The sequence below is a fragment of the Candidatus Thiodictyon syntrophicum genome (assembly GCF_002813775.1).
GTDB classification, from domain to species: Bacteria; Pseudomonadota; Gammaproteobacteria; order Chromatiales; family Chromatiaceae; genus Thiodictyon; species Thiodictyon syntrophicum.
Genome location: NZ_CP020371.1, coordinates 70,004 through 94,839, shown reverse-complemented (window position 1 = coordinate 94,839; position 24,836 = coordinate 70,004). Strand labels below are relative to the sequence as shown.

Here is a 24,836-nt window from a genome sequence, read left to right as displayed (position 1 = left end):
TCGCATGACACCGCGGAGCGCATAATCGTGTCTTGGCCGAACCACCAGATCCCAGCGCCTGCCGAGCGAGATGTGATTGCCGTCCCCATCGAACACATTTACCGCTCACCCCACCGCTCACTGGCACCGACCCCCGATCCCGCGGCGCTCGCGGCCTGGCTGAACAATCCGGCGTTGCGCGACCGGGTACTGGTACGTCCGCGCCAACCGGGCGGGTATGAACTGCTGGTCGGGGAGTTCGCCTGGCGCCTGGCGCAAGCCGCCCGGTTCGACACCTTACCGGCCAGGGTGTTGCAACCGGTCGATGATGGACTCGCGCAGCAGTTGGCGGCGCTGGATGCCGATCAGGATACCGCGCGACTCCCGGGCACGACCGTAGGCGCAGGGCATCTTCCCTGGTGCGGCAGAGCGAAGATGGGGATCGCCCGCGCCATGCGCGTGTTGCGCCAAGAGCAACGCTGGTCGTTGACCGCCGCCGCCGAGCTGTTTGGGCTATCCCGGGCCGAAGGGGCCCACTATCTGCGTGTGTTGACGCTGCCCGCGCCGGTTCTCGATCTGATCGAGCAGGGGGCGCTATCGTTCGGACAGGCGCGGGCACTCTCGCGGCTCACTGCATGGCCAGAACGGGCGCGTGTATTGGCGCACAAGGTGGCGGCACTGCCAGGGACGCCGGCCCGTGCGCGGCGGCGACCCTACAGCGTCCGCGAGGTTGAACGACTCGTCGCGGAGGTCCTCCGGCGAGAGGAAACGGTGGCTCAAGCCGGGGATGCCGGGATCGGTAAGCGCGCGGGTCTCACGGGCAGGATGGCGGGGCAGGTAAAGCACGCATCCGGCGATTTAGGACGGGCCGAGAGGCTCTTGACAGAGCGCTGCGGCTTTCCCGTTCAGATCGACTTCGACCCGCGCACGGGGCACGGTCGGGTCATGGTACGGTTTGCATCGGTTGACGAATTCCAGACCGTCGCAGAACTCCTGGCGCCTGGGATCGATTTTGAGGATGGTTGAGGACTCAGCGAAGGAATGATCTCTAGGCGGCACAAGCGAACCTCAGCGCACCCAGGCGGCGTGTTCCCCGGCGCTTACCGCCGGCGGTAATAACTTTATCCTCGGAGATTTATCGCTGCGTTGCCCATGACCGCCGCGGTCACGGCCGCTCGAGTCAGCCCTGGAGCGGCAACGACATGGACACCACGGCAAAGCACCGTCAGCTCGTGGCACTCAGACCCAAGACGGAATAATGCGCACGATCATGGGCAAGAACAAGACGGCAGGTCAGGCTGAAACACCCGCAACGCAACCGGTCGCGGTCCGCAACGGTGATTCTCCACGAACGGCCTATCGCAGGTGGCGCCAGGCATCGCTTTCTCGAACGATCCGCTGCTATCGGGTAATCGTCGTGATCAGCGCGGTGGCGCTTTTTGGTTGCAGTGCAGAAAAGCCAGGCGGACCGAATCACATGGAAAAGGACGGCACCGTGCAGGTCAAGATAGAGACGACACCCGCGAAGAAATAGCGGTCGGCGTATGTCCGTCCCGAGGGGCACTGTGTTAGCGTTCGATTTCCCCCTCCAGGCTGGCGCGATCACATGAGCGATTCAGTTTCTCCCCCGCCTCACCCAGAGCCTGGCCGCCTTGCGCGACCTCAGACGGCCGCCGCTCGGCGTGGCTGGATGCGTTGGCTGCCGGGGCTCCAGACCCTGCGCGAGTACAAGCTGGCCTGGTTGCGTCACGACCTCCTGGCGGGACTGGTGCTGACGACGATGCTGGTGCCCGTCGGGATCGCGTACGCCGTGGCATCCGGCGTGCCGGGGATCTATGGCCTCTACGCGACCATCGTTCCGCTCCTGGCCTATGCGCTGTTTGGCCCCAGCCGCATCCTGGTACTGGGGCCGGATTCCGCGCTGGCCGCTGTCATCCTCGCCGTCGTTCTGCCGTTGTCCGGCGGCGACCCCCTGCGGGCGGTCGCGTTGGCCAGCATGATGGCGATCCTCTCCGGGACCCTGTGCATCCTCGCCGGTGCGGCACGCCTGGGATTCGTCACCGAACTCCTCTCCAAGCCGATCCGTTACGGGTACATGAACGGCATTGCGGCGACCGTCCTGATCAGCCAGCTACCGAAGCTGTTCGGCTTCCCGGCCGCGGGCGATGGTCCACTGGAGGGCACCCGGGCCTTCGTCGAGGCGGTGCTGGCCGGAAGCACGAACTGGACCGCGTTGCTGGTCGGTCTGGGCACCCTGATGGTGATTTTTCTGTTCAGGGGCAGTCAGCGCGTGCCGGGGATACTGATTGCCGTGGTGGGCGCGACCCTCATCGTCGGGGTGCTGGACCTGGCGGCCAGCGCCAACGTGTCGGTCCTGGGCGCGCTCCCCCAAGGTCTGCCCGCGTTCGCCATCCCGTGGATCACCGATGATGACCTGGTGCCGGTGCTGATCGGCGGTGGCGCCGTCGCCCTGGTGTCGTTCGCCGACACCAGCGTGCTCTCGCGTACCTATGCCGCACGCACCGGCACTGCCGTCGACCCCAATCAGGAGATGGTAGGGCTCGGCGCCGCCAACCTGGCCGCCGGGTTCTTTCAAGGCTTTCCGATCAGCAGCAGTGCGTCGCGCACCCCGGTGGCCGAGGCGGCGGGCGCCAAAACCCAGTTGGCCGGGGTGGTTGGCGCACTCGCCGTGGCCCTGCTCCTGATCCTGGTACCTGACCTGCTGCGCAATCTGCCCAGCAGTGCACTCGCTGCCGTCGTGATCGCCTCGGCCATCGGCCTGATCGAGGTCGCCGACCTGCGTCGCATCTACCGCATCCAGCGTTGGGAGTTCTGGCTCTCCATCGGCTGCCTCGCCGGGGTGGTCGTCCTGGGTGCGATTCCAGGCATCGGCCTGGCGATCATGATTGCCGTCATCGAGTTTCTGTGGGATGGCTGGCGCCCCTACTGCGCGGTCCTGGGACGCGCCGAGGGCGTCAAGGGCTACCACGACATCACGCGCCATCCCGACGCGCGCCTCATCCCCGGCCTGGTCCTGTTCCGTTGGGATGCGCCCTTGTTCTTTGCCAACGCCGAGTGGTTCCAGGGCCGTGCGCTGGACGCGGTGGCGACCTCACCCACGCCGGTGCGCTGGCTGGTCGTGGCCGCGGAACCGGTCACCAGCGTCGACGTCACCGCCGCCGACATGCTGGCCGAATTGGACGAGACCTTGCACGCGGCGGGCATCAAGCTATGCTTTGCCGAGATGAAAGACCCCGTTAAGGATAAGCTGAAGCGCTTCGGGGTGTTCGCGCGGCTTGGCGAAGCGGCCTTCTTTCCGACCCTTGGTGCAGCCGTCAGCGGCTATCTCAGCACCTACCCGGTGGAATGGCTGGACTGGGAGGACCAGGGGTAGAGCGGCCGGGCCAAGACCCAGCTCGATTCCGAGCCGATACCTCCATGGACTGTCCAAGCAGTTCGTAACGGCGCGTGGTATAAGGTTCGCTGCCACATGAGCGCGGCCTGCCCGCTGCCGTCGACCGGCACGGACATCGCCGGCCCGGTCAAGCACCGACTGCCGTCGATGCCGATCGCCATCTCCCCAGACCGATGAACTGCGCCAGACCAGTGCACAGATCGAGTGAGCAAAGACCGATGAACTCCGACCCAGCCGGCACCGCGGCCGCTGACTTGCCCCGCCAGGCGGAACCGCACCTGGTTCGGCAGCCGCCGGACACCACTGCCATGCAGTCAGTTGGCGACCTCGAGCGCCTGGTGCATGAGCTTCGGGTTCGCCAGCACGGGCTGGAGATCGAGAATGAGCAATTGCGGGAGTCGCAAGCGAATTTGGAAGCGGCGCTCGCGATGAGCCTCGCTGCCAATGCGCTGGAATGTCGCGCGCTCGTGGTCGATGTCGCTGAGCGCAAGGAGATGGAAGAGCGGCTACGGATCAGCGAGGAGCGCTACCGGTTGTTGGCCGAGACGGCCATCGATGTTATCTGGACGATGAATCTGGACGGCCGGTTTACCTTCGTCAGCCCCTCGGTGCAGCAATTACGGGGCTTTACGCCGGAGGAGGTATTGCAGCAATCATTTGAAGACATTTTTCCTCCCGCTTCGCAGGCCCTGGTCCATGAGCAGTTCGGTCGTTTTCTGGCTGAGTTCCATGCCGGAACGCCAACGGGGACAATGCGGTTGGAGCTCGAACACAAATGTAAAGACGGCTCCACCGTCTGGACCGATGTCATTGCCTGCCTGCCGATCAGTGCCGACAGCACCTTTGTGGAAATCCTTGGCGTCACCCGCGACATCAGCGAGCGCAAGCAGGCGGAAGCAGCGCAGCGCTTGCGCCTGGCGGAACGTTCGCGGATGCAGGAGCGCGAGCAACTGCTGCAGGACCTGCATGACGGATTCGCCTCTCAACTGGCCAGCGCTTGCCTGCGCAACGAGTACCGCGTGCTCAACCGAGCCGAGGTGGGCGCGCTATTGCGCGAGTGTCTCGATGACCTCCATTTGGTCGTCGAAGCCCTGGGGCACGAGGATCTGAGCCTGAACGACGCCATCGCCGATTATCGTTACCGCTGTGAGAGCCGCCTGTCTGGTCTCGGGATGCAGGTCGACTGGGTGATCGAGCTGTCGGCCTGCCCGCCGTTAGAGCGGCGGACGCTACTGAATATACTGCGTATCCTGCAGGAAAGCCTGAACAACGCGGTCAAGCACGCGCAGGCCCGGCAGATCCGGGTCGCCGCCTGTTGTCATCCGGATGGCCAGTTGCGGATCGCCGTCTGCGATGACGGCATCGGGCTGCCCGCCGTCCCGGCGGCGGGGCGCGGTCTGGCGAACATGCAGAGACGGGCACGCGACATTGGCGGCCGGCTCGCTTTCACCCCTCTGGCGCCTGGTACCAGCGTGTCCCTGACGCTGTCTCTGAGCCAAGCGCCCGTCTCGCTATGGACTTAGGGCGAAGCCGGCGGGTCTTTTCAACCATGCGGTGCGTGGAAAGGCTGTTGTTGAAGCGCACCACCTGTGCGAGCGGTACCCACAGCACCTGGTGGGATTCGTCGTTGCCGGGGATCGACAGGTCGTCGTCCATCTCCACCAGGAAGCGGATGTCGATGTGCTCGTGGGCCGGGCCCTGTTCGCTCTCCGGGATGCTGTGGATGTCCACGTCGAACAGGGCGTCGTCCACCAGCCGGATGTGCGAGGGGTCGAGGCCCGTCTCCTCCGCGGTTTCCCGCAGCGAGACCCGCAGGATGTCGCCGTCTCCGTCCGCGTGTCCGCCGGGCTGAAACCATTGGTCGTGTTTGCGATGGTGCAGCAGCAGGACCCGCTCGCGGCTGGGATTGACCACCCAGGCCGAGCCGGTCACGTGGCCCGGCCACAGATCGCTGTGGAAGCAATCCTCGTGCGCGCGAATGAACACCCGCGCCCGTGCCACATAGGCGGACTCCTCCATGAAGCGGGTCTGGTGCGCAGCGAGTCGTTTGAGCAGTGCGCGGCGGTGCATGGCGGCGATCCTCGCTGGTGCCGATGGGTTGGAGCAGGGACCTCAGGTGCCGGATGGGTTTTCGACGGCCGCGATGGCCGCGGCGGCGGCCTCGTCCACATCACCCTCGCGGCCGGACAGGATCAGGCGCCCGAAAGCGCCGACGGCGCGCACGTCGATCAGGGTGATGTTGGCGGCCTTCTCCGCCTGGTTGGCGGCATAGACGATGTATCCGGCGGGCTCGGTCTCGAGGATGAACATGCTCTGGCCCGGCAGGATCATGGAGCCCCGTCGATCCTGGCGGTTGATCAGCACGCAGTGGTCCGGCGTCATGCCGCGGATCACCTCATGCCAGGCGACGCGGCAGGGTTGACGGTCCTGGACGCGGGACTTCAGCTTGGCGAGCACGGCCCGGCCGGCCTCGCGCACGTCGCTTTGATCGCGCTGGTGGATCACCATGGAGCCAAAGGTGCGCTCGACGACCTGCTGGGCCAGATGGACGCGGGTCGCCTTCAGCGCCACATCGGTCAGCCGGTGGACCGCCATCCCGGGCGAGACCTCGACCCACAGGCACGCATCCCCGGGTACCGGCAGAAAGCCCTGGGACACCGTCGCGATATAGGCGGCGAGCTGGGGCTGCAGCGAGTCGATATAGACGTAGGTTCTTAGATTAATCATCCTGCGCTGCCGGCTTGGCGGTGGTCGACTGGGCGGCGAGCGTTGGCCACATCTTCTCCATGCGCTCGCTGATCCCCGGTATGCTCTCGATCACGAACGCCAGAAAGGCCCGTGCGACCAGGGACAACTCCTTGCCTGTTGGATACACCAGATACCACCTGCGCATGATTGGAAAGCCCTCGACGTCCAAGAGCGCGACCGGTCCCTGCGTGCCCTCCAAGGTCAGGGTGTGCAGCGACATCACGGACAGTCCGAGCCCACCCACGATGGCATGCTTGATGGCCTCGCTGCTGCCGAGTTCCATGCGCACCCGGGGCCGCAAGCCGTGCTGTTCAAAGACCCGTAGCGTCGCGTCGCGCGTACCGGAGCCGGGCTCGCGCAGGATGAAGGTCTCCTCGGCGATGCGGGTGAGTGGGATCGTCTTTTCCCCCACCAACGGGTGGTCGCGGGGGGCCATCACCACCAGTGGGTTCGGGGCAAAGGGGACCGCCTCGACCTCGACCTGATCGCCGTGGAACTCGCCCAGGATGTAGAGATCGTCCTCGTTGGCGTTGATGCGATCCATGATGCGATCCCGGTTGGAGACCTTGAGTGCGACCTCGATCCCGGGATACCGCTTGCAGAACGCACCCAGTATTTCGGGCGCGAAATACTTGGCGGTGGTGATGACGCCGAGCCGCAGGCGCCCGCACTTGATCCCCTTCAGGTCGGCCACCTTCATCTCCAGGTTCGATAAGATCTCGAAGATGGCGCGGCAGGCCTGATAGAGCTCGGCCCCGGCCTCGGTCGGCCGGACCTGACGCCCGACGTTCTCCAGCAAGGGCAGTCCCAGGGCATCCGCCAGTTTCCTGGTCTGCATGGACACCGTGGGCTGGGACACAAAGAGCTCGTCCGCGGCACGGGTGAAGCTGCCGAGCCGCACGATGGCTTCAAATACCTGGAGCTGGCGCAGACTGGCTTGCCGAATCAGGTAATCGGGCATCGCCGCCGGCGGCGTGTAGGTCGGATCTCGGGAGGGAGGCAAGGATGACTCTCCGGTGGGCGCGTCGTGAGGCTGGGCGGCCTGATATCCCGGTTTGCGGAGCGGGGTTCAATCCGGCCAGACCCGCTCGACGGACCGATAGGGATCGACTGACTCGGCCGCTAGCGTGGTCGTCCGTGCCGGCCCGAGGACGGCGACCGCGGGCGTGGTCGACGCGCGGGCTCGGGGCCGCGGGGCGGCGGAGTCGGCCTGGGCGGCGGCGGGCTCGCCCTGGGCGGCAGCGGGCTCGCCCGGGGCGGCGGCGGTCTTGGTGCGGCGTGGTGGTGCGACGGGCGTGTCGCCGGTGCGCTCGGTCGTGGTCATACCCTGAATGCCTCTTCGATTGGTTGGCGGTGCCGACTGCCGAGCGGTCGTCCACAAGCGTCTTAGCGTTGTCGTTGTCGTTGTCGTTGTCGGATTATTCGATTACGACAACGACAACGACAACGACAGCGGACCCGGGATCTCGGTCACCACATCAGTGCTGATTGCACCCCCGCGGACCTGCGATCCTGGGCTGCGCCCGGACTCAGGTCAAGACGCCTTGATCACCGATCTCATCGATGAGCTGGGCAAAGCGACGCTGCCGCTCATCCAGGGACCCGCTAGCCTCGTCCGCGTGGATCGTCATGTTCACATAGTCGCGCCCGAAGCCGAGGTCGGGGTAAAGCCCCTCGCGCTCCGAGAGCGCGGCGGCCTGATCGAGAAAATCGCGTAGCGCGTCGTAGCTCGCGAACCGGTAGCGGCGCTCCAGACATGCCGGACGCGCCCTCTCTTGCCATTGTTGACTCATCGATTTTCTCCACCCATCACCTGAAAGATCACCGCAATGCCCGGCGCCGCGTGGGCGGCTCGACCGGCTGCTCGAGCGCAGCTATCCATTCGATCAACTCCCGGGCGTGGGCCTGCTCCTCGGCGAGCAGGGCCCCAAAGAAGACGCGGTCGTCCCGACTGGCGATCCGCTCGCCATGTCTGGCGGCATCGCGGTACAGCCCGACCAGCTCCAGCTCGAAGACATAGTCGGCCTGGAGCAGCGACAGCAGGTCGCCCCCCACCAGGGCCGGGCGCAGTTGGGACCCGTTCGGTGCCGCGCCGAGCGCCAGCATCCGGGCGATGATCCGCTCCACATGCTGCAGCTCCTCATGGGCCTCCTCGCGCAGGCGCTCCGCCGGTCCGTCCAGCCCCCAGGTCGCGACCAGTCGCGCCTGGGTACTATAGGTCTGGACCGCCGACAGCTCCAGGCTGAGGGCCCGGCCCAGATAGCCCAGGATTCGCTGGTCAGTGCTGTTCTGCCGCATGGGATCGCGTCACCCGGGTGCTGGGTCAGGCGGCCCGCGCCAGGGTCTCGCCGACCCCGCCGGTGGGCAGCACCGGCTCCACCTCGCGGTGGGGGCGGGCGATGATGTGGGCCGCCACCAGCCCGTCACCCACCCGCTCGCAAGCGTCGGCACCGGCGCGCACCGCGGCGTTGACCGCGCCGGTCTCGCCGCGCACCAGCACCGTCACATAGCCGCCGCCGACGAACTCGCGCCCGATGAGCCGCACCTCGGCGGCCTTGGTCATGGCGTCCGCCGCCTCGATGGCGGGCACCAACCCGCGCGTCTCGATCATGCCCAACGCTATACCGTAGATCTCGCTTGCCATCGCCTGGTCTCCACTTTGGAATGTCTTGGTTTGGAACTGCACGCGCCGCACCGCCGGGCGGCGAAGATGATTACCTGACTACCTGGTTACCTGATGACGGGATTGTCCGTGCCAGGGAACGGGGTGCCGAGCACCGGCTCCACCTCGCGGTGGGGACGGGCGATGATGTGGGCCGCCACCAGCCCGTCGCCGACCCGCTCGCAGGCGTCGGCACCCGCCCGCACGGCGGCGTTGACCGCACCGGTCTCCCCGCGCACCAATACGGTGACGTAGCCGCCGCCGACGAACTCGCGGCCGATCAGGCGCACCTCGGCCGCCTTGGTCATGGCGTCCGCGGCCTCGATGGCGGGGACCAGCCCGCGCGTCTCGATCATGCCCAGTGCGATACCGTAGTGTTCAGTTGCCATCGCCTTGTCTCCTGCTGATTGACTCGATTGATTTGACTTTTTCAAACGGCTGCCGACGTTGCCGCCGCGGCCGTTGCCGACCCCGCTGGTGCCTGGTCCCGGTCGTCGATGATCCCGCCGATGGTGAGATCGGTGAGCACGGCGAAATCCCCCTGGGCGTAGCGGGCCGCGGACCCGTTGACCGTGAACACCTGGTTGCCGGCCCGCGCCCCGACCGGGTCCGTCGCCACCTGGCGCTTGCCCTTGGCATCGCGCAACACCCGCAGGCTCGCCTGCTTGAGGCCAGCGATGCGCCGGGTGCAGACCAGCGGCCCTTCCACCTCGAACAGGTCCATCACGGGTTCTCCGGCGGTGGCCAGTGGTCGATGATGCCGACGATGGTGAGATCGCTCGGATACTCCTTGCTGCCGGCCGCCTCGCGGGCGGCGGAGCTGCCGACGCAGATCACCCAGTCCCCCGGGATGCAGCCGACCGCATCCACAGCCACCGCGCTGATGGCCCCGTCGCGCACCACCTGCAGGTGCCGGTGTTCCAGCCCGGGAATCCGATTGGTCGCGACCAGGGGCCGCTCGACCTGACAGATCTTCATCGCTCCCCCCCGGCCATGCGCTCGGCGTTGACGGTGCAGGACAGCATCTCGATGGGCGCGTCGGCGTTGCAGTCGCGCACCACCTGAAGGATGTGCAACAGGCCGCGCCCGAAGAGTTCCCCATAGCGCGTCTTGAGTGCCTCGGTCACGCGGCGGCAGTGCCCGACGGCCCGCTCCCGCGCACCCGGTACCTGGCCGTGGTAGTCGAAGCGCACCACCACCGGTGTGGGCAGCCCGCGGCAGACGTTAAGCCCGGTGAAGATCTTGAGGCCCACGTCCAGGTCCACCGTGGCCTCCTCGACCGTGTGGAGGTAGGCGAAATACATGAGGTTGCGCAGTTGGATCTCCTCGAAGCCGACGCCGGCCCCAATGAAACGCTCCGCATGGCCGATGTCGTCGTAGTGCTCGCCCTGATAGGTGCCCACATAGGCGATCTGGGAGAAGTTGTTCACGATCAGCCGCTCGATGAGCCGTGCCATGCCCGCGGCCACCCCGGGCGAGGTGCGGCGCACCGCCTCCTGGACCTCGCGCAGGGCAGCGGAGGCGTCCAGCCGGGCGGTACTGCGGTAGAGCGCCAAGGCATCCACCGAGCGGCCGAGGTCGATGGCGCCATCGGCATCCGGCACGTACACGCGGATCGCGTCCGTGGCGGTGTCCAGGCCCATCAGCAGGAGGTCGATGGAGGCCCCGCAGCAGAAGCTGTTCTCGATGGCCTGCTGAAAACCCCGCAGGCGCTCGAGCCCCGCGGCGGCGGCCCGCGCGTCATCCGAGCCGTGGGCGGCGCAGCCCTCCTGGTCCGGCGCCACCGAGCTATGGTGGTAGACGGCCGCCTTCAGATACCGGGTCGGCGCGTCCGCGGTGTTCGGCAGCCCGCGGCGCATGCGCAGCATCTCCACCTCGACCCACTTCTGGATGCTGTCTTCGATGTCGAACAGGGCCCCGGCGTAGGACTTGCGACGCACCGCCCGGTGGGGCAGGCGCAGCACATAGCGGACCAGGTGCGCCAGGCGGCCGTCCGCACAGGGCGAGAGGTCCAGGGTGTGGAAGCCGCAGGTCTGCAGAAAGCCCTCGAAGCCGCCGTTGAAGAGGGTCTCGTCATCGACCACCAGCGGGTCCCGGGTGTAAAAGTCGTCGCAGAACCGCCGGTAGGTCGCGAAGGTGCACCAGGCATAGAGGCGGCGCAGGTCGAGCTGAGCGACCCAGGCATTCGCCAGGATGTCTTCCGGCAGCGTGAAGCCGAGCGCCCGCTGGGCGATGGCCTGGGCCTGGGCCTCGAAGTCGGTCTCGTGCTGCAGGGCCGAGATGCGCTTCAAGGTCGGCACGATGGCATCGAAGGCGGACTTCACCCCCTGCTCATAGTCGTGGAGCCGCGCATTCTCCTCGGCGTGGGCCAGGACGTGACGGGTGGCCAGGCCCGCGGCCGGGCGGGGGCCGGCCACACCGGTGCCGACGCCGGCGCCGGCTCCGGCACCGTTTGCGCCGACGCCGACCCCCACCGCGCCGGGGCGGCGCAGTGGTGCGGTGCCGGTGGTCCGGGCGCGGCTGAGTGTTCTGGAGTGAGTGCGCTGCATGACTGTCTTTCCGGGGACGCTCTGATTTCTGTGCCGCTCGTGGTGTTTTCTGGATTCGGCCCTGTGTAGGTCCGTCGAATGGTGTCCGTCGATCCGTGTCTATCGATCCGTGTCTGGCGATCAGCCGCGGGCCCCGCCCGAGTAGGTGACCATCGCACCCTTGTCGGTGTTGCCGCTGCCGCCCGTGACCTTACTGACCGGCTCCGGGATGCCCTCGGCACGACCCTTCGCCTTGGTCGCGGCCTTGGTTACGGCCATGGCCGCGGCCATCGGCAGCCCAAGGGGCTGGGCGCCGCGACGGCTCGGGTTGCGCACCGGGGCCGAGGTCCCCGCGGTACCGGTGACCCGGTCGCCGGGGTCCCAGTCGTCGCCGGTGACCGTGATGCCGTCATTGATGCCCTCCCCGCTGATCCGCGACTTGACCCGTCCGTGGACGGTTGGCGGCGCGGCGGACAGGTCGGCCTCCAGCGGGGCGCGGCCGTTGCGCCCGAACCCGGTCTCCACGATCCCGGTGACCTTGCCGCTGGCCATGCCGAAGGGCCCGGTGATCCGACCGCCCTCCAGTGGCGCGCCCGTCACACCCCGGGCCGGTTGGGGCGCGTTGGACGCGTGGGCCGGTGACGCGATGCTGAAGTCGCTCCAGGGCGCGGGTTCGGCGCCGCCGGCCTCGCCGGTGCTGGGCAGGGGCTGGGGAAAGTCCGGGCTCCCGGGCTCTGCCGGTTCCGCGGCACACACCGCCAGGACCTGCCCGGCATCGCTGTAGGGGGTGCCGGTGACGGGCTCGCAGGCCCCTTTCGCGTCGCCCGTCATCCGGCCGCCGACGCCGGGCTGGATGCCGGTCATCATCGGGCGGATGCGGCGCTGGTCAGGCTGCATGCGGGCCGCGGCCCGGCTGGCCTGGGTCGGCTCGCAGTAGGCACGGTACTGCTCGACCCCGGCGTAGGGCGTGCCGGTGACGGCCCGGCAGGTGCCGGGCTCGTCGCCGGTCATCCGGGGCGCCCGCCCGGTCATGGTGCCGGTGATCCGCTCGCCGCCCAGGGTGGCGGAGACGCCGACCTTGCGCTCGGTGCGGGCGGGCGTCGCAGCGCAGAACTGACCGAACTGCTCCAGGCCGATGTAGTCGTCACCGGTGACGTTGCGGCAACTGCCGGCCTCATCGCCGGTGAGCGCCGGGTGCCGGCCGATCATGGTGCCGGTCACGGTACCGCCGAGCAGGGTCGCGCTGGTGCCGACCTTGAGTGGGGCGGCGCTTGGACCGGCAGCGGGGCTGCCGGGCTGCATGTACTGGGTACCCGTGAGGGAACGAGTGGCACCGACCTCGTCGCCGGTCACCTTACCGGAGCGTCCGACGTTGTTGCCGGTCACCCGCTTGCCGCCGCGGGTCGCGGCACTGTCGGACTTGGCCGGACCTTTTTCAGGCGTGCGGCCGCAGAAGGCCTCCTGCAGATTGGCGCCCATGTACTCGGTCCCGGTCACCTGCTGGCAGGTACCGGGTTCGTCGCCGGTCACCTTGGTGCTGCGTCCGACCTGGTTGCCGGTCACCGGGTTGCCGCGATTCGTCGGGCTCACGCCGACCCGCCTGGGGGCCTTCGGGGGCTCGCCCTGGCAGAAGTCGCGGAAGATGTCGGCACCCATGTATTCGGTGCCGGTAACGGTGCGGCAGGTGCTGGCCTCGTCCCCGGTCATGTCGCGCGAGCGCCCGACCATGGTGCCGGTCACGGTCTGGCCGTGGGAGGTCTCACTGGCACCCACCTTCCAGGGGGCATCCTGGGCCGCGCCCGTTGCCGCGCCCGGTGCTGCTGCGGTGCGGGCCGCCCGCGCACGCCCGGTGGGTGCGGACTGCTTCCGGCCGGCACCCCCGCGGCGGCTGCGCTGCTCGCGCAGCGCCTTGGCCAACTCACGGCCGGACAGCTCCGGATTGGCCGCCCGCGCGGTCTGGGCGGCGCTCAGCCCGGCGGCGCCGACGCCCGCCTTGCCGCGGGAGGACTGGGCCTGGCGGCGCGCCAGCGACGCGGCGCGCCCTGGGTTCATTCGCGTATCGTTGCGGCGGGGCCCGCGCGGCTTGGGCCGCCCGTTGCCGCGACTGGGGGTCGCGGCCCGCGAGAGGGAAACGTCGCTCCCCCCGCGCTCGCTCGTGTCCTTGGCGCCGCAGGAGCAATTCCCGTCCTGGCGTGAGGCATTCTTGGCGGCGCCCGGCTCGTCCACCGGCTTGGTGCGCTCCCCGTCACGCACCCGATCCTTCCGGTCGACGGCGACTTTACCCTTGCTGGACATCGCCTTGCGACGGGCGAGCGCCGCGGCGCGGCCGGCGTTGGCGCTGGGGGCTGGCGGTGCAGGCACCGCGGCGCGCCGACCCGCCACCGGGACGCGGCCCGGCTCCGGCGCGATCGGCGGGGCTGAAACCGGTGCCGCACGCACCCTGAGCGACGCCTGAGGATCGCTCGGGCGCTCGGCCTCCCGACGGGTCGGGCCCGCCGCGACGGACTGTATGGCCGCCTTGCCGGCACCCGACAAGGCCTGGCGCCGCGCCTGTGCCAGCGCGCGTCCGCTCGTCCCCGTTACGTTGCTCTCTGGTTTCATGTCTTCACCCATCTACTCGAGAACCGCCTCTGCTCTAAAACCGGCCTTGATCATCGTCCCGGCCGCCACCCAGGCGTCCCACACCGGAGGTCGAGGCTTTAGCCGGATCAGGGCCGCGAAGACGCGATGTCGACCGGCTAAAGCCTCGACCTCCTGTCTCCTTGCGGCCGGAACGACGATCAATGCCCTAAAACCGCCCCACGCGCTGCCTGAGAACCGGGGTCCGTCAGGTGCGACCCTCGATGACCACGAACGACACCCCTTGGCTCTGGGTGTAGTTGTCGTAGCCGATGAGGCGCACATGGTGAGTCGGGTAGGCCTGGTGGCAGGCATCGATCTCGGCCATCACGCGGTCCATGTCCTGCTCGCCGAAGAACGGCAGCTTCCACATGGTCCAGTAGTGATCGGTCGAGCGGCTCGGGTGCTCGTGCTCGATGGCCGGCGTCCAGCCGTTACCGATCAGATAGGCGATCTGGTCGTAGATCTCGTCCTGCGTCAGCTTCGGCAGGAAGCCGAAGGTTTCGAGGGTCTGGGCGGTCTGGTAGTCGCCCACCGTGGAGTTGGTTCGCATTGAGATAATCCTCGCGGTCGGTTCACTGGGGTTCTGGACTGCGGCTTGAGCGTCAGGCCACGTCGAGCTTGTCGACGGTGTCGAACTCGAACTTGATCTCCTTCCAGGTCTCCATGGCGATGGCAAGTTCCGGGCTGTGTCTGGCGGCGTCGGTCATGATGTCGCGCGCCTCCTTCTCCAGTTCCCGGCCCTGGTTGCGGGCCTTGACGCAGGCCTCCAGCGCGACCCGGTTGGCCGCGGCGCCGGCCGCGTTGCCCCAGGGGTGGCCCTGGGTGCCGCCACCGAACTGCAGCATCGAATCGTCCCCGAAGATGGCCAGCAGTGCCGGCATGTGCCAGACATGGATGCCGCCGGAGGCCACGGCCATGACGCCGGGCATGGAGCCCCAGTCCTGATCGAAGAAGACCCCGCGCGAGCGATCCTCGGGCACGAAGGACTCGCGCAACTGATCGACATAGCCCAGGGTGGACTGGCGATCACCTTCCAGCTTGCCCACCACGGTGCCGGTGTGCAGATGGTCGCCACCGGACAGGCGCAGACACTTGGCCAGGACCCGGAAGTGGATACCGTGCTTGGGGTGACGGTCGATGACCGCGTGCATGGCGCGGTGGATGTGCAGCAGCATCCCGTTCTTGCGGCACCAGTTGGCGAGCCCGGTGTTCGCCGTGAAGCCGCCGGTGAGGAAGTCGTGCATGATAATGGGCGAGCCGACCTCCTTGGCGAACGCGGCACGCTCGTACATCTGCTCCGGGTCCGGGGCGGTGACGTTCAGGTAGTGGCCCTTGCGCTCGCCGGTTTCGGCTTGCGCCTTCTGAATCGCCTCGCCCACGAACTCGAAGCGGTCGCGCCAACGCATGAAGGGCTGCGAATTGACGTTCTCGTCGTCCTTCGTCATGTCCAGGCCGCCGCGCAGACACTCGTAGACGGCCCGGCCATAGTTCTTGGCGGACAGTCCGAGCTTCGGCTTGATGGTGGCACCCAGCATGGGGCGGCCGTACTTGTTGAGCCGGTCACGCTCGAGCTGGATACCGGCCGGCGGGCCGTTACAGGTCTTGATATAGGCGATGGGAAAGCGGATATCCTCCAGACGCAAATGACGCAACGCCTTGAAGCCGAACACGTTACCGACCAGGGAGGTGAGCACGTTGACGATCGAGCCTTCCTCGAACAGGTCGATGGGATAAGCCACGAAGGCATAGAAGGACTCGCGGTCCCCCGGCACGTCCTCGATGCGATAGGCGCGGCCCTTGTAATACTCCAGATCGGTCAGCAGTTCCGACCACACCGTGGACCAGGTGCCGGTGGAGGATTCCGCCGCCACCGCCGCTGCCACCTCTTCGCGCGGCACACCGGTCTGACCGGTACACTTGAAGCAGGCGAGCAGGTCCGTATCGAGCGGGACATAGTCCGGGGTCCAATACATGTCGCGGTATTCTTTCACGCCCGCGTCATAGGTCTTAACAGCCATGAGCGACTCCTGATTCGGTTGCTGGGTTGGCGGAGACAAAATGATTCCTGATGTTGGGCGTAGCATAGATAACCGGTAACCCGGACATCCAATACATATTTCGTTCGCTAGCCATAGACTCTGATCTATCGGCGCCGCGCCGGGCCGCCCCGGGGGCCGCGTGGTGGGGTCTGCGCCGCGCGCAACGGGTTCGGGGTCTGACAATCATCGGCGCGAAAACTTACGCTAAGCCCCTTCCTGCGGTCTCAGGAATTTCGCGGCGACATGAGTTTCCGGGGGCGTGCGCGACTTCGACGCCGGGCGCAGGCACAAAAAAGGCGGCTCGCGCCGCCTTGTTGGCCTTGATCGTCGTTCCGGCCGCAGGGGACAGGAGGTCGAGCTTTAGCCGGTCGACGGCGCGTCAGCGTGCCCCGGGTCCAGCTAACGGTCATGGCACCCGCGCCACCCCGGAACATGAAAGTCCTCTCGACCGCTAGCTCGATGGCCAGCGTGCGGGGCGGCGTAGTCAGGGCTTCCAGCCCTGACTGTTCCAGCCCCGACACCGTCAGGCCAGGATGGCCTGACTACGCACTTTCACGGTAAAGCCGCTCCCACAGGCCCCGCCGGACTTTCACGGTAAAGCGTCGACCTCCGGTGTGAGACCTCGGGGCAGCGGCCGAAACGATGATCAAGGCCCAGGTCTTCGAGAAGAAGGCCAGGCTTACGGCGGACGGGACCTGACGCCGGGCGGAAGGCGTCAGGTTGCGGTCTGAGAGGTCCGGTCGGACCCGCCAGGTAACTGAAAAATCGACCCTAACCTGATGCATTTTCGGCCGCGAGCCTGACCTTAGGCTGGGGTATACCTCAGGGACACTGGCGAGGAGGTGCGTCGGCCCCTGAAATCCCGGAGCGGCCCTTACCTGGTTTTTCTGTTCCATTGCGCCCGCGACCCCAATATCCGCAACGTCAGAATCGCCCTCCCCCTGGACACCGAATCGGATTTATGGTTCAGTTCGGGGCGGTCGCCGGTTAGCAGACAGTTCGGCAGATTCAGTCTAAAAAATTAGGCGCGTCTTCGCCAAAAGCGAACCAAGAAGAGAATATCTAAGGTTAATGTATGATTTTTGGAATTCACGGAACAAGCGTTTCAGTATCAGAAAAAATAAATAAAGAAGGATTCATAACCTCTATATCAGGAATGTCGGGGCCTGGAGTTTATTTTTGGCGCTACTTCAATGAAGACTGCTACGCAAGATACTTGTCATTTATGTGGTGGAAGTACTCAAAAGAAAGAGGTGAATATAACAAACTAGGCAAAAATACTGATTGCTGCCTGATAGCGATGAAACTCAACACTACCGAAGATAAAACATTGGACCTGAGCCACGGCCAAATAAGAGAAGAAGTCAGGAGCTTAGTAAACAAACAACTTAAAAGAATAAAAACCAGCGGAGCAAAAATTACTGAGCCAGAAGAAATATTAGTTTCTACCCTTTATCAATTATTTGTTGAAAAAATTGAAAATTACAGGGGTGTGAAGTTTGACGCCATCATTTCAGATATCTCCACCCCAAAAGGATCGCCAGGAAAAATCGGTCGGTACTTTGGAAACTGCGGGGAAGCTGTTGTAGTACTAAATACGAGCAGCATTGAAATAATTGCATCTGATATGGTAACAGAATATGAATACTAGCCTGGAGAATGCATCAAGATTGGCAGCAAAAGAAATCGAAGAAATGCCAATAGAGCAGTTGCTGGCAGAGATATCCGCAAGCAAAAATTCACAGTTTGCTGCGACCATTAGGCAAATCGCTAAATTTGCCGAAAATTATCTGTATCCAGATGAAACACAGAGGTACCACGTTGTCACAACAGAAATAAAATATGTTAAATTAAAAGAAAGCGCATATACATCTTTTACGGATAAATCTTTTATCGCGGCGAACGAAGAGCCATTCCCATTGGCTGCGTCATGATACTAAGGAGAATATAATGGCCGATAATTTTAAGTTACACCCTATCCAGCTACTGGGCATACAGGTAAAGGAGCTATTTATTAGAGTAAATGGCCTATACGAAACACAAAAGTCCGATGAAGGCCGATTCCAGATAGGAATCGGCCACTCTGATTTTGATATTAACGACAGCACCATTGATATCGGATTATTCGTAAGAATAGGGCAACCAGAAATTATTGAGGAAAAAGACATAACCACCAAGTTCGATTTAAAGATCCATCTTCTTGCTAAGTTTACAGTAGACCAAGAACGATTTCCGATGGATAAACTTGAACACTGGGCAGAACACAATGCCCCATTGATATTATATCCATATATTCGCGAACATGTTCACGCCTTAACTATTAGGGCCGGCATAGCTCCTATTTTGCTGCCGCTTATGGAAATACCTACTATTTCTGTTAAAGGAAATAGGGGGGAAATAGGGGACAGGGGGAAATAGGCGACAGACCACGGTTTTCGGTCTAGATCGATAAATCGAGCGGGAAACCGTGGGTTGTCCCCGATTACGCCCTTGACCAGATAAGGCCGCGAGACGTTGAGGAGATCCGCCGCCTGCTGGGTGGTGAGCTCCGCATGTACTGGCACTAGCGAGACCGCGTTGCCCTGGGCCATCTGGTTCAAGATGTCCACCAGCAGATGGATCGCCGACACCGGGACCGTCACGTCCGCGTCGCCGTCGATCAGGCGCAGTCGCGCCCGCTCGCCGGTGCCCACGCAGGCCGCGAGCAACCGGCTGCTATCCGCGGCCAGAATGGCCTCTTCATCGGTCGGTAACCGCACCGACCGCAGAACGTTGGTTGCCACGTCGATCGCCCCCTCCACCGTTTCGGAATCTTCTCAGTCTACCGGGAACAGCGAAATGATTTGAAATACTCGCAAGGATAGGCGGAAGCACTCCAGCCTAGCCCGTGGCGCATCCCGCGGCCACCCCGCGGTCGGTCCGGTTCTTGGCCTCGCTACGTGTGTGACTGCCTAGCTTTCATAAGGATCGGATACCTTCTCCCAAACCGCGCAGTGGTGAGGCATGGCAGCGTGCCTGTGATACCGATGACTTAACCTAGAATCGGCAATTGCTCACGCAAAGACGCCAAGAACGCAAAGAAGAATAGAACTTTGCTGGCGATGATCCCGTCACCCGGTAGGTGAACCATACGACAGAGATATCGCATTGAAAAACTTTGCGTCTTTGCGTCTTTGCGTGAAAAAAATGCTCTTTCCAGGCTTAAGGGAAGTGTATCAAGGCAGCCCGCGAAAACCCCAAAAAACGCCCCTCTGGGCCCGCGCGGGCGCCCTTTCTGGGGCGTTTTTCGGGGGTCCCTGAGACAGAATTAGTCATTCTGTATCACGCACACGGGCCGGCCCCGCGGGCGCGTCGTGACCGTCGCCGCGCCGCCGAGGGGGCCACTGCCAGACCAACCCCGCGCCAGGTGACACACCCGGCGCCGTGCCCGGCGGACGGGCGGCGGCGCGCCGACCCATGGCGGACTGACAGCGAGGCCGATGTCCTGATGCGTCAGTTCGCCGGTTTTCAGGTCGAACAGCACGAAGCATTTCAGTAAGTAATTGTAAAAGACGAGGTCGATGTAAAAATCTTTGCTCTCGGTGCTGATGCGCTGCTGCCGCGCGACAAAGGCGAAACCCTTGCCCAGTTCCAGCAGGAAGGCTTGCAGCTTATCCATCAAGCCCTGCTCTAATTCGCTTTCAAGCAAACGGCCCGTACCCGGCAAGCCCAAAAACTCGAGTAGCACGGGGTCGCGCACAAACGCACGCGGGGATTGATTCAAGGGGGCTACCTGACTGCTTGCTTCAGCCTGGACGGCCGCCTTGTCCTGGCTGGACAGCAGGCGTTCGTAATAGAGGGTGCCAATTTGGCGCTCCAGCGCTCGTGAACTCCAATTTTGGGCAATGGCCTCGTTCACATACCACTGCCTTGCCGCCTCGCTATCCAGTCGCAGCAGCGTGCGGTAATGCGTCCAACTCAATTCGGTACGCACCGCGTTCCAAAATGGAAAGGCTTGGAAAAAGCTGCGCATGTGGCGCAAATTACGCGCATCGAAACCCGCGCCGAACTCATGCGACAGGCGTTCCGCCAATTGCGGCAACAGTCGCGCTCCATAAGTGGCTCGGGCGTGGCCTTGCTGCTCGAAATCCACGATATGGCGGCCAATCTCCCAGCAGGCACGTACTTGAACGGCATCCACTGTACGCAGCGCCTGGGCGCGTGCCTGGGCGATCAGGTCACGCAACTGGCCCACCAGTCCGTTCAGTGCTGCCGACTCGACCCCCATACCATCGACGGATGCTTTACTCATTGCATATCTCCTGAACCGAAGCCTGCTCCTCCGTTACCGCAAGCCAGACCGGGCAACACTCGGTCTTCCGCGGTCTGGATCCAAGCCATCGCCGTTGGCCTGAGCGACCGAGGAGCAACCCTCGCCCCGACCAGGCGAGCGAGACCTCGATCAGGTCCGAGGGAGCGTCACCAGGTGGCGCAAGACCAGGCTCGGGAGGGGCGGCGCGGGCAGATCCCCGTGCTCCAGGACCGCCTGTTGGCCGCCGCCCCTTCGCGGACCTAACTCCATTGCTCACATCAAACGCCAGATCACCTAAAATAGTCTTGCATTGTGATTGATTTTACAAGAGCCTGCTCAGACAATGACCGCCCAAGCAGAGGCTTAGACGATGGGGTCTGTGTTGGCTCGTCCTGAGTCGATGTTCGCGCACCACTGAGGATTGAAGGTATGGCCTTGACGAAAGCCGACATGGCAGAACACCTGTTCGACGAGCTTGGGCTCAACAAACGGGAGGCCAGCGAGATCCTCGAGGGCTTCTTTGAGGCGATGCGCACGGCGCTGGAGCGCGGCGAGGACGTGAAACTGTCCGGGTTCGGGAATTTCGCCCTGCACGAGAAGAAGGAGCACCCGGGGCGCAATCCAAAGACCGGTGAGGAAATCCCGATCACCGCCCGCCGTGTCGTGACCTTCCGGCCCGGCCAGAAGCTCAAGGCCCGGGTCGAAGCCGATGCCGGATCCGCGCAGCCGAGCGCTGCCGCTGCGGGGTCCGACGAACGGCGCGCCACGACCTGAACACGCCAGGGCTGGGCCGGCGCGGATTGCGCGCCAGCGGGCGCCAAGCCGCGAGTAGCCTGTCGGATTTTCGGGACCGCGCCGAAACATCGGTCACCAATTGATCGTTTTCGGTGGTCCTACGCGAAATCTGCGGCTCCCGCGTTGGGTCAGGGCTTCAGATTTCGCGTAGGAACATGCTTCGACGCTAAGTCATTGAGGGTACTACGGTTTGCACGATCGGACGCCCGCCGGTGTCCGCCGGCGGGCCTGGCGCGCCGCGCCGGGGCCAGCGCAAGGTGCCGGGGCACCCGACGCCACGGCGAGCCTCGCGGGGTTACTGAGTGCCCTCGTCGAAGGTCAGCGCCCGAACATCCCGCGCGCCGTGCACCACGCGCACGATGATGACTTCCTCGTCGGTAAACAGGTAATACAGCACGTAGTCGCGGTGGAAATGCGCCCGCAACCCCGGGGCCAGCCGCTCGCGGCGCGGGCCAATCTCCGGATGCGCCTGGACCGTCGCGAAACGCCCCTCGATCTCGCGGATCAGCTTCGATGCGGCCCGGCGATTGTCCTGGGCGATGAAGCACCAGATATCGACGAGATCCTGCTCGGCGCTGTCGGTTATGCGCAGGCGTCGCGAGCCGCTAATTGTTGCTCTCCCTTACGAATGATGCGCTCGGCGTCGAAGTCGCGTAGGCGCCCGGCCGCGATGTCGGCCAGCCCCTCCTGGACCTGCGCGCGTAGTTCGCCTAACTCCTGTTCCTGCAACGCCCGCTTATGCCGCCAGTCGCGCAGGGCCTCGCGGATAATCTCGCTGCTGGAGGCGTACTCGCCAGCCTGCACGGCGCCGCGCACGGCCTGTGCCATCTCGGCGGTGAGTGTGATGGTGATGCGTTCGATGGTGCTCATTAGTATGAGAATATCATACTGGCGGTGTTGCGAGGAGGCCGTCGGTTGTTCGTTGTGGGGCCCGAGGCCCTGGACGACCGGTGCTGCGTGTTCCACGGCCCCGCCGACGCAGTCTCGTGACGACTTGGCCCAGACGCGCCTTGATTTATTTCAGCTTTCCTTCAGGAGTTTGGCGGGGAGTGCCATCAGAAATGTATTTCGTGGTACGTCCCCTATTTCCCTATAAAGACGAGTTTCGTCATCACGCGGGACGAGGCCGACCGCTTCCTCGCCCACATCGCTGCGGGAGGTTTGAATCTCGTGATCTACGCCGAGGGCCACGGCATCGACCACATCGTGGTCGGGCACCGCGGGCACAGCCTGTTCGAGCGCCAGTTGATCGGCTCGGTCGCCCGGCGGGTGATCGCCTATGCCCCCTGCGCGGTGACAGTGGTCCGGCCGCGGGCCTGATCTCCGTGTTATGATTCGCCGTATTGCGGTCAGGTCGCGGCGGGCGGGCAGTCCCCGTCGATCCGTAGTGCATCGCGAGGGTCGCGGGCACTCGTAACGCCATCGGGGCGCATCGACACCGCTGCTTGAGCCGCGCGGGGGCTCTGAGACCAACACATGAGAGGCTTGCGATGCAGGTCGAGGCCGATGTCTCCGACGACGGTATATTGACCGCCAAACTGCCGGACCGCTATCGCGGCAGGCCTGTGCGCGTCATGATCGAGGACGAGGACGAGCTTGCGTCGGCGCAATGGGCGGCACTGACGGCGGTGCTGGACCGGGTCGAGCCCCAGCGCATCGCGCAGCGCAGTCATCGGGAGATACTCGAAGAGGTCCGGGGGTTCCGGGAGTCCGAATGAAGCTAGCCTATCTGGACTCGTGCGTCTGGATCACCCTGATCGAGGAGTACAGAACGATCAACAGGAAGATAGGGCGAGGATCATGTCCAAGGATTAGTCACGGCGCTGCTGCATTGCCCGTTCGATCAGCCGCGACCGCGGACCGTTCGCGGCAGGCGCCGGGTCAAGATCAATTTGCGGCACCACGCAGATTGAGCCACTTAGAGCCTTAGCGTACGATTTTTCCGTTTCGTGAGGTGACCCCTACTACGGCGCGTCTGGCTAGCCAGAGCCTTCTCGTTCTCCTGAATCATGGCGCGAAGAGGAAAGCATGCTACATCTTTCGATCGGTAGCCAACTCGATCTGACTCGTATCCAAGAGCTACTCAAGCACACAAGAGGCATCGACATCTCTTTTTACGGCGCACCTTCAGCGTTCGCACTCGACGGTGGTCGTATCGTGCATGATTCCAAAGAGAACTTCCTGAGCGTACTTCATTATCTTAGAGAGCGAAGCATCCCATTTAACGTCTGTTGTAGCACTGTTCTTGGTCCAGACGCACTCACCATCGATTCGCGCACATGGGACCTGCTAGCCGAAGCGTACCATCCGAGGAATGGCGTTATCGTCGCCCGACACTGGATAGCAAAAGAGATTAGAGATCGCTTTCCTGATTTTCGTTTCACCTTTTCGACCATCGGCTTTCTCAGTGAAGGATGGCATGAGTTCTCCCTATTTTCAAATTTTGATGTCGTCGTCTGCCCTGTCCCCGAAACATACAACTTTGACCTTATTTCCAAAGCAGAGCACTGGAGAAAGTTGGAGGTTTTCATAAATAACGAATGTGCCGGCTTCGGGACCAACTGCCTATCCCATTACCGGCATAATTCGGAGGCAAACCGCGATGGAAATACGAACGCACTATTCCAATGTCCTAACCTGCGTAAAGGAGCGCGACGCAAAGACTGGCGGACGCAACCTACCGTAAATGACTTACTCCGTTACTATGACCTTGGTGTCCGCCACTTCAAAGTCATAGAGCGCACATCATCCGCACAGGACTACACGCAATACCTGGATCTTTTGCGACACATCTCTGATCTACGCACCATCACCGCCACAACATAAGGACTACCCGCATGAGCCACGCATCGTGTCCTTCCGGTAAGGCTGCATGAAATCCCGTCCCTAGCCCGGTAGCGTAGGAGCCCCGTTTTTGGTGATCCGGAGGCTCCACGATGTCACTGTCACTTCCCGCCGCGGCCGATCTGGCACAGACGGCCGCGGCCTTTGCCCACTGGCGCAACACCACGTCCCAGGGCGCGCGCATTCCCGCGGAACTGTGGTCGCGGGCGGTTGAACTGGCCGCCCGCCATGGGGTAAGCAAGGTCGCCACGACGCTGCGACTGGACTACGCCGGTTTGAAGCGGCGGCTGACGGCGCGGACAGCGCCCCTGCCGGTGCCCACCACGGCGCCGCCGGCCTTTGTGGAAATGATGCTGGGCTTACCACCGTCGGGGCCGGGCTGCGTGCTGACCCTGTCCGACGCCCGTGGTCGTTCGTTGCGCATCGAGTGGACCGGGGCGGCGACCGGCGAGGTCGCGACGGTGGCGTGTCGCCTGTGGGAGGCGGCGCCGTGCTTGCCCTGACCCCGCAGTTGCGGGTCTTGGTCGCGACGGACCCGGCGGACTTTCGCCAAGGCATTGATGGTCTTGCCCGGCGGGTGCGCCAGGTGTTGGCGGACGAGCCCATGAGTGGAGCACTCTTCGTCTTCCGCAACCGCCGCGGTACCGCGATCAAGCTCCTGGTCTACGACGGCCAGGGTTTCTGGCTGTGTCAGAAGCGCCTGTCCGAAGGCCGCTTTCGGCACTGGCCGAGCGGCCCGCCGGGGCAGGTGCTGGCCCCCCAGGAACTGGCGGTATTGCTCGCCGGTGGGGATTGGCGCGCCGCGGCGGGGGCGCCGGTGTGGCGGGCGTTGACGCCGGGGGCGTGACGTGGCGGTGTACGATGCGGTATAACGCCGTGTATGAACACGACGCTCCTGCACCACCGGCCAGTC

29 protein-coding genes and 2 pseudogenes are annotated in these 24,836 nt (G+C 64.3%); 14 read left to right on the top strand and 17 right to left on the bottom strand.

All coding sequences use genetic code 11. The features are described from left to right. Positions 1-27: 27 nt before the first annotated feature. From THSYN_RS29790 to THSYN_RS29775, 5 genes and pseudogenes are all read left to right on the top strand, one after another. Entirely contained in the window at positions 28-1,005 is a 978-nt protein-coding gene (locus THSYN_RS29790) for a ParB/RepB/Spo0J family partition protein (protein WP_157818034.1), read from the top strand. A gap of 95 nt (positions 1,006-1,100) precedes the next feature. Next, positions 1,101-1,196, top strand: a pseudogene (locus tag THSYN_RS36425) (alpha/beta fold hydrolase); the annotation flags it as partial. Between the two features lie 41 nt (positions 1,197-1,237). After that, positions 1,238-1,513, top strand: coding sequence for a hypothetical protein (locus THSYN_RS34505; RefSeq protein ID WP_157818033.1), 276 nt, complete (start codon positions 1,238-1,240; stop codon positions 1,511-1,513). Positions 1,514-1,585: 72 nt separating this feature from the next. After that, positions 1,586-3,373, top strand: a complete 1,788-nt coding sequence (locus THSYN_RS29780) for a SulP family inorganic anion transporter (protein WP_100922731.1) — start codon at positions 1,586-1,588, stop codon at positions 3,371-3,373. Positions 3,374-3,612: 239 nt separating this feature from the next. Further along, entirely contained in the window at positions 3,613-4,917 is a 1,305-nt protein-coding gene (locus THSYN_RS29775; RefSeq protein ID WP_157818032.1) for a PAS domain-containing sensor histidine kinase, read from the top strand. Here THSYN_RS29775 and THSYN_RS29770 read toward each other — a convergent pair. From THSYN_RS29770 to THSYN_RS29705, 14 genes are all read right to left on the bottom strand, one after another. Next, positions 4,841-5,464: an NUDIX hydrolase gene (locus tag THSYN_RS29770; RefSeq protein ID WP_100922729.1), complete on the bottom strand. Its 624-nt coding sequence runs from the start codon at positions 5,462-5,464 to the stop codon at positions 4,841-4,843. The two genes, THSYN_RS29775 and THSYN_RS29770, sit on opposite strands and share 77 nt — an antisense overlap. Before the next feature lie 42 nt (positions 5,465-5,506). After that, positions 5,507-6,121, bottom strand: coding sequence for a BMC domain-containing protein (locus THSYN_RS29765; RefSeq protein WP_100922728.1), 615 nt, complete (start codon positions 6,119-6,121; stop codon positions 5,507-5,509). Next, positions 6,114-7,103, bottom strand: coding sequence for a LysR family transcriptional regulator (locus THSYN_RS29760; protein WP_172965412.1), 990 nt, complete (start codon positions 7,101-7,103; stop codon positions 6,114-6,116). Before THSYN_RS29760 ends, THSYN_RS29765 begins: the two co-directional genes overlap by 8 nt. A gap of 108 nt (positions 7,104-7,211) precedes the next feature. Further along, positions 7,212-7,466: a hypothetical protein gene (locus THSYN_RS29755; RefSeq protein WP_100922726.1), complete on the bottom strand. Its 255-nt coding sequence runs from the start codon at positions 7,464-7,466 to the stop codon at positions 7,212-7,214. Between the two features lie 205 nt (positions 7,467-7,671). Then, complete coding sequence (locus tag THSYN_RS29750) at positions 7,672-7,935, bottom strand: 4a-hydroxytetrahydrobiopterin dehydratase (protein WP_100922725.1); 264 nt, start codon at positions 7,933-7,935, stop codon at positions 7,672-7,674. A gap of 28 nt (positions 7,936-7,963) precedes the next feature. Next, positions 7,964-8,440 (bottom strand): ferritin-like domain-containing protein, encoded by a 477-nt coding sequence (locus tag THSYN_RS29745; protein ID WP_100922724.1) that lies wholly within the window; start codon positions 8,438-8,440, stop codon positions 7,964-7,966. A gap of 25 nt (positions 8,441-8,465) precedes the next feature. Continuing rightward, positions 8,466-8,786, bottom strand: coding sequence for a BMC domain-containing protein (locus THSYN_RS29740; protein WP_100922723.1), 321 nt, complete (start codon positions 8,784-8,786; stop codon positions 8,466-8,468). Between the two features lie 86 nt (positions 8,787-8,872). Continuing rightward, the gene (locus tag THSYN_RS29735; RefSeq protein ID WP_100922722.1) at positions 8,873-9,193 is read right to left on the bottom strand and encodes a BMC domain-containing protein; all 321 of its coding nucleotides are present in this window, start codon (positions 9,191-9,193) and stop codon (positions 8,873-8,875) included. A gap of 41 nt (positions 9,194-9,234) precedes the next feature. After that, positions 9,235-9,528: a carboxysome peptide B gene (locus tag THSYN_RS29730; protein ID WP_100922721.1), complete on the bottom strand. Its 294-nt coding sequence runs from the start codon at positions 9,526-9,528 to the stop codon at positions 9,235-9,237. Beyond that, complete coding sequence (locus THSYN_RS29725) at positions 9,528-9,782, bottom strand: carboxysome peptide A (protein ID WP_100922720.1); 255 nt, start codon at positions 9,780-9,782, stop codon at positions 9,528-9,530. Before THSYN_RS29725 ends, THSYN_RS29730 begins: the two co-directional genes overlap by 1 nt. Then, a complete protein-coding gene (locus THSYN_RS29720) occupies positions 9,779-11,353 on the bottom strand; it encodes a carboxysome shell carbonic anhydrase (protein WP_100922719.1) in 1,575 nt (524 codons plus the stop codon). The genes THSYN_RS29725 and THSYN_RS29720 overlap by 4 nt, the downstream gene beginning before the upstream one ends. 120 nt (positions 11,354-11,473) lie before the next feature. After that, positions 11,474-13,933, bottom strand: coding sequence for a CsoS2 family carboxysome shell protein (locus tag THSYN_RS29715; protein WP_172965403.1), 2,460 nt, complete (start codon positions 13,931-13,933; stop codon positions 11,474-11,476). 226 nt (positions 13,934-14,159) lie between these two features. Next, entirely contained in the window at positions 14,160-14,504 is a 345-nt protein-coding gene (locus THSYN_RS29710) for a ribulose bisphosphate carboxylase small subunit (protein ID WP_100922718.1), read from the bottom strand. A 52-nt stretch (positions 14,505-14,556) separates the two neighbouring features. Continuing rightward, complete coding sequence (locus THSYN_RS29705) at positions 14,557-15,972, bottom strand: form I ribulose bisphosphate carboxylase large subunit (RefSeq protein WP_100922717.1); 1,416 nt, start codon at positions 15,970-15,972, stop codon at positions 14,557-14,559. Positions 15,973-17,068: 1,096 nt separating this feature from the next. On the opposite strand from THSYN_RS29705, the gene THSYN_RS34500 reads away from it, so the two are divergent. The 3 genes from THSYN_RS34500 to THSYN_RS29700 are packed head-to-tail and all read left to right on the top strand — an operon-like array spanning position 17,069 to position 18,411. Then, positions 17,069-17,644 carry a hypothetical protein gene (locus THSYN_RS34500; protein WP_157818031.1) on the top strand — a complete coding sequence of 192 codons (576 nt, stop codon included), beginning with the start codon at positions 17,069-17,071 and terminating at the stop codon, positions 17,642-17,644. After that, positions 17,634-17,927, top strand: a complete 294-nt coding sequence (locus tag THSYN_RS34495; protein ID WP_157818030.1) for a hypothetical protein — start codon at positions 17,634-17,636, stop codon at positions 17,925-17,927. Before THSYN_RS34500 ends, THSYN_RS34495 begins: the two co-directional genes overlap by 11 nt. A gap of 16 nt (positions 17,928-17,943) precedes the next feature. Continuing rightward, positions 17,944-18,411 carry a protein-export chaperone SecB gene (locus THSYN_RS29700; protein WP_100922716.1) on the top strand — a complete coding sequence of 156 codons (468 nt, stop codon included), beginning with the start codon at positions 17,944-17,946 and terminating at the stop codon, positions 18,409-18,411. Positions 18,412-19,300: 889 nt separating this feature from the next. Here THSYN_RS29700 and THSYN_RS29690 read toward each other — a convergent pair. After that, complete coding sequence (locus THSYN_RS29690; RefSeq protein WP_100922715.1) at positions 19,301-20,260, bottom strand: PDDEXK nuclease domain-containing protein; 960 nt, start codon at positions 20,258-20,260, stop codon at positions 19,301-19,303. A 453-nt stretch (positions 20,261-20,713) separates the two neighbouring features. Between THSYN_RS29690 and ihfA the strand changes: the two genes are divergently transcribed. Then, a complete protein-coding gene (ihfA, locus tag THSYN_RS29685; protein WP_100922714.1) occupies positions 20,714-21,058 on the top strand; it encodes an integration host factor subunit alpha in 345 nt (114 codons plus the stop codon). A 316-nt stretch (positions 21,059-21,374) separates the two neighbouring features. On the opposite strand, the gene THSYN_RS29680 is transcribed toward ihfA, so the two are convergent. Then, complete coding sequence (locus THSYN_RS29680) at positions 21,375-21,620, bottom strand: type II toxin-antitoxin system RelE/ParE family toxin (protein WP_236849043.1); 246 nt, start codon at positions 21,618-21,620, stop codon at positions 21,375-21,377. A 41-nt stretch (positions 21,621-21,661) separates the two neighbouring features. Further along, entirely contained in the window at positions 21,662-21,949 is a 288-nt protein-coding gene (locus THSYN_RS29675; protein ID WP_100922712.1) for a ribbon-helix-helix domain-containing protein, read from the bottom strand. Between the two features lie 297 nt (positions 21,950-22,246). On the opposite strand from THSYN_RS29675, the pseudogene THSYN_RS36420 reads away from it, so the two are divergent. The 5 genes and pseudogenes from THSYN_RS36420 to tnpB form a co-directional block, all read left to right on the top strand. Continuing rightward, positions 22,247-22,399, top strand: a pseudogene (locus tag THSYN_RS36420) (universal stress protein); the annotation flags it as partial. Between the two features lie 170 nt (positions 22,400-22,569). Then, positions 22,570-22,797: a hypothetical protein gene (locus THSYN_RS29665; RefSeq protein WP_100922710.1), complete on the top strand. Its 228-nt coding sequence runs from the start codon at positions 22,570-22,572 to the stop codon at positions 22,795-22,797. A gap of 310 nt (positions 22,798-23,107) precedes the next feature. Beyond that, positions 23,108-23,905 (top strand): hypothetical protein, encoded by a 798-nt coding sequence (locus THSYN_RS34490; protein WP_157818029.1) that lies wholly within the window; start codon positions 23,108-23,110, stop codon positions 23,903-23,905. 110 nt (positions 23,906-24,015) lie between these two features. Beyond that, the gene (locus THSYN_RS29660; protein ID WP_100918903.1) at positions 24,016-24,426 is read left to right on the top strand and encodes a hypothetical protein; all 411 of its coding nucleotides are present in this window, start codon (positions 24,016-24,018) and stop codon (positions 24,424-24,426) included. Further along, on the top strand, positions 24,414-24,770 hold the full coding sequence (gene tnpB / locus THSYN_RS29655) for an IS66 family insertion sequence element accessory protein TnpB (protein ID WP_100918902.1): 357 nt from the start codon (positions 24,414-24,416) through the stop codon (positions 24,768-24,770). The genes THSYN_RS29660 and tnpB overlap by 13 nt, the downstream gene beginning before the upstream one ends. Positions 24,771-24,836 lie beyond the last annotated feature (66 nt).

Excerpts from the sequence above, each read along its gene's own strand:
- THSYN_RS29770 (WP_100922729.1), bottom strand. The coding sequence starts at position 5,464 with ATGCACCGCCGCGCACTGCTCAAACGACTCGCTGCGCACCAGACCCGC.
- THSYN_RS29675 (WP_100922712.1), bottom strand. The coding sequence starts at position 21,949 with ATGAGCACCATCGAACGCATCACCATCACACTCACCGCCGAGATGGCA.
- THSYN_RS34490 (WP_157818029.1), top strand. The coding sequence starts at position 23,108 with ATGCTACATCTTTCGATCGGTAGCCAACTCGATCTGACTCGTATCCAA.
- THSYN_RS29775 (WP_157818032.1), top strand. The coding sequence starts at position 3,613 with ATGAACTCCGACCCAGCCGGCACCGCGGCCGCTGACTTGCCCCGCCAG.
- ihfA (WP_100922714.1), top strand. The coding sequence starts at position 20,714 with ATGGCCTTGACGAAAGCCGACATGGCAGAACACCTGTTCGACGAGCTT.
- THSYN_RS29745 (WP_100922724.1), bottom strand. The coding sequence starts at position 8,440 with ATGCGGCAGAACAGCACTGACCAGCGAATCCTGGGCTATCTGGGCCGG.
- THSYN_RS29760 (WP_172965412.1), bottom strand. The coding sequence starts at position 7,103 with ATGCCCGATTACCTGATTCGGCAAGCCAGTCTGCGCCAGCTCCAGGTA.
- THSYN_RS29725 (WP_100922720.1), bottom strand. The coding sequence starts at position 9,782 with ATGAAGATCTGTCAGGTCGAGCGGCCCCTGGTCGCGACCAATCGGATT.
- THSYN_RS29755 (WP_100922726.1), bottom strand. The coding sequence starts at position 7,466 with ATGACCACGACCGAGCGCACCGGCGACACGCCCGTCGCACCACCACGC.
- THSYN_RS29690 (WP_100922715.1), bottom strand. The coding sequence starts at position 20,260 with ATGGGGGTCGAGTCGGCAGCACTGAACGGACTGGTGGGCCAGTTGCGT.
- THSYN_RS29700 (WP_100922716.1), top strand. The coding sequence starts at position 17,944 with ATGGCCGATAATTTTAAGTTACACCCTATCCAGCTACTGGGCATACAG.
- THSYN_RS29740 (WP_100922723.1), bottom strand. The coding sequence starts at position 8,786 with ATGGCAAGCGAGATCTACGGTATAGCGTTGGGCATGATCGAGACGCGC.
- THSYN_RS29735 (WP_100922722.1), bottom strand. The coding sequence starts at position 9,193 with ATGGCAACTGAACACTACGGTATCGCACTGGGCATGATCGAGACGCGC.
- THSYN_RS29780 (WP_100922731.1), top strand. The coding sequence starts at position 1,586 with ATGAGCGATTCAGTTTCTCCCCCGCCTCACCCAGAGCCTGGCCGCCTT.
- THSYN_RS29765 (WP_100922728.1), bottom strand. The coding sequence starts at position 6,121 with ATGATTAATCTAAGAACCTACGTCTATATCGACTCGCTGCAGCCCCAG.
- THSYN_RS34500 (WP_157818031.1), top strand. The coding sequence starts at position 17,069 with ATGATTTTTGGAATTCACGGAACAAGCGTTTCAGTATCAGAAAAAATA.
- THSYN_RS29730 (WP_100922721.1), bottom strand. The coding sequence starts at position 9,528 with ATGGACCTGTTCGAGGTGGAAGGGCCGCTGGTCTGCACCCGGCGCATC.
- THSYN_RS29720 (WP_100922719.1), bottom strand. The coding sequence starts at position 11,353 with ATGCAGCGCACTCACTCCAGAACACTCAGCCGCGCCCGGACCACCGGC.
- THSYN_RS29705 (WP_100922717.1), bottom strand. The coding sequence starts at position 15,972 with ATGGCTGTTAAGACCTATGACGCGGGCGTGAAAGAATACCGCGACATG.
- THSYN_RS34505 (WP_157818033.1), top strand. The coding sequence starts at position 1,238 with ATGCGCACGATCATGGGCAAGAACAAGACGGCAGGTCAGGCTGAAACA.
- THSYN_RS34495 (WP_157818030.1), top strand. The coding sequence starts at position 17,634 with ATGAATACTAGCCTGGAGAATGCATCAAGATTGGCAGCAAAAGAAATC.
- THSYN_RS29665 (WP_100922710.1), top strand. The coding sequence starts at position 22,570 with ATGCAGGTCGAGGCCGATGTCTCCGACGACGGTATATTGACCGCCAAA.
- THSYN_RS29750 (WP_100922725.1), bottom strand. The coding sequence starts at position 7,935 with ATGAGTCAACAATGGCAAGAGAGGGCGCGTCCGGCATGTCTGGAGCGC.
- THSYN_RS29660 (WP_100918903.1), top strand. The coding sequence starts at position 24,016 with ATGTCACTGTCACTTCCCGCCGCGGCCGATCTGGCACAGACGGCCGCG.
- THSYN_RS29715 (WP_172965403.1), bottom strand. The coding sequence starts at position 13,933 with ATGAAACCAGAGAGCAACGTAACGGGGACGAGCGGACGCGCGCTGGCA.
- THSYN_RS29710 (WP_100922718.1), bottom strand. The coding sequence starts at position 14,504 with ATGCGAACCAACTCCACGGTGGGCGACTACCAGACCGCCCAGACCCTC.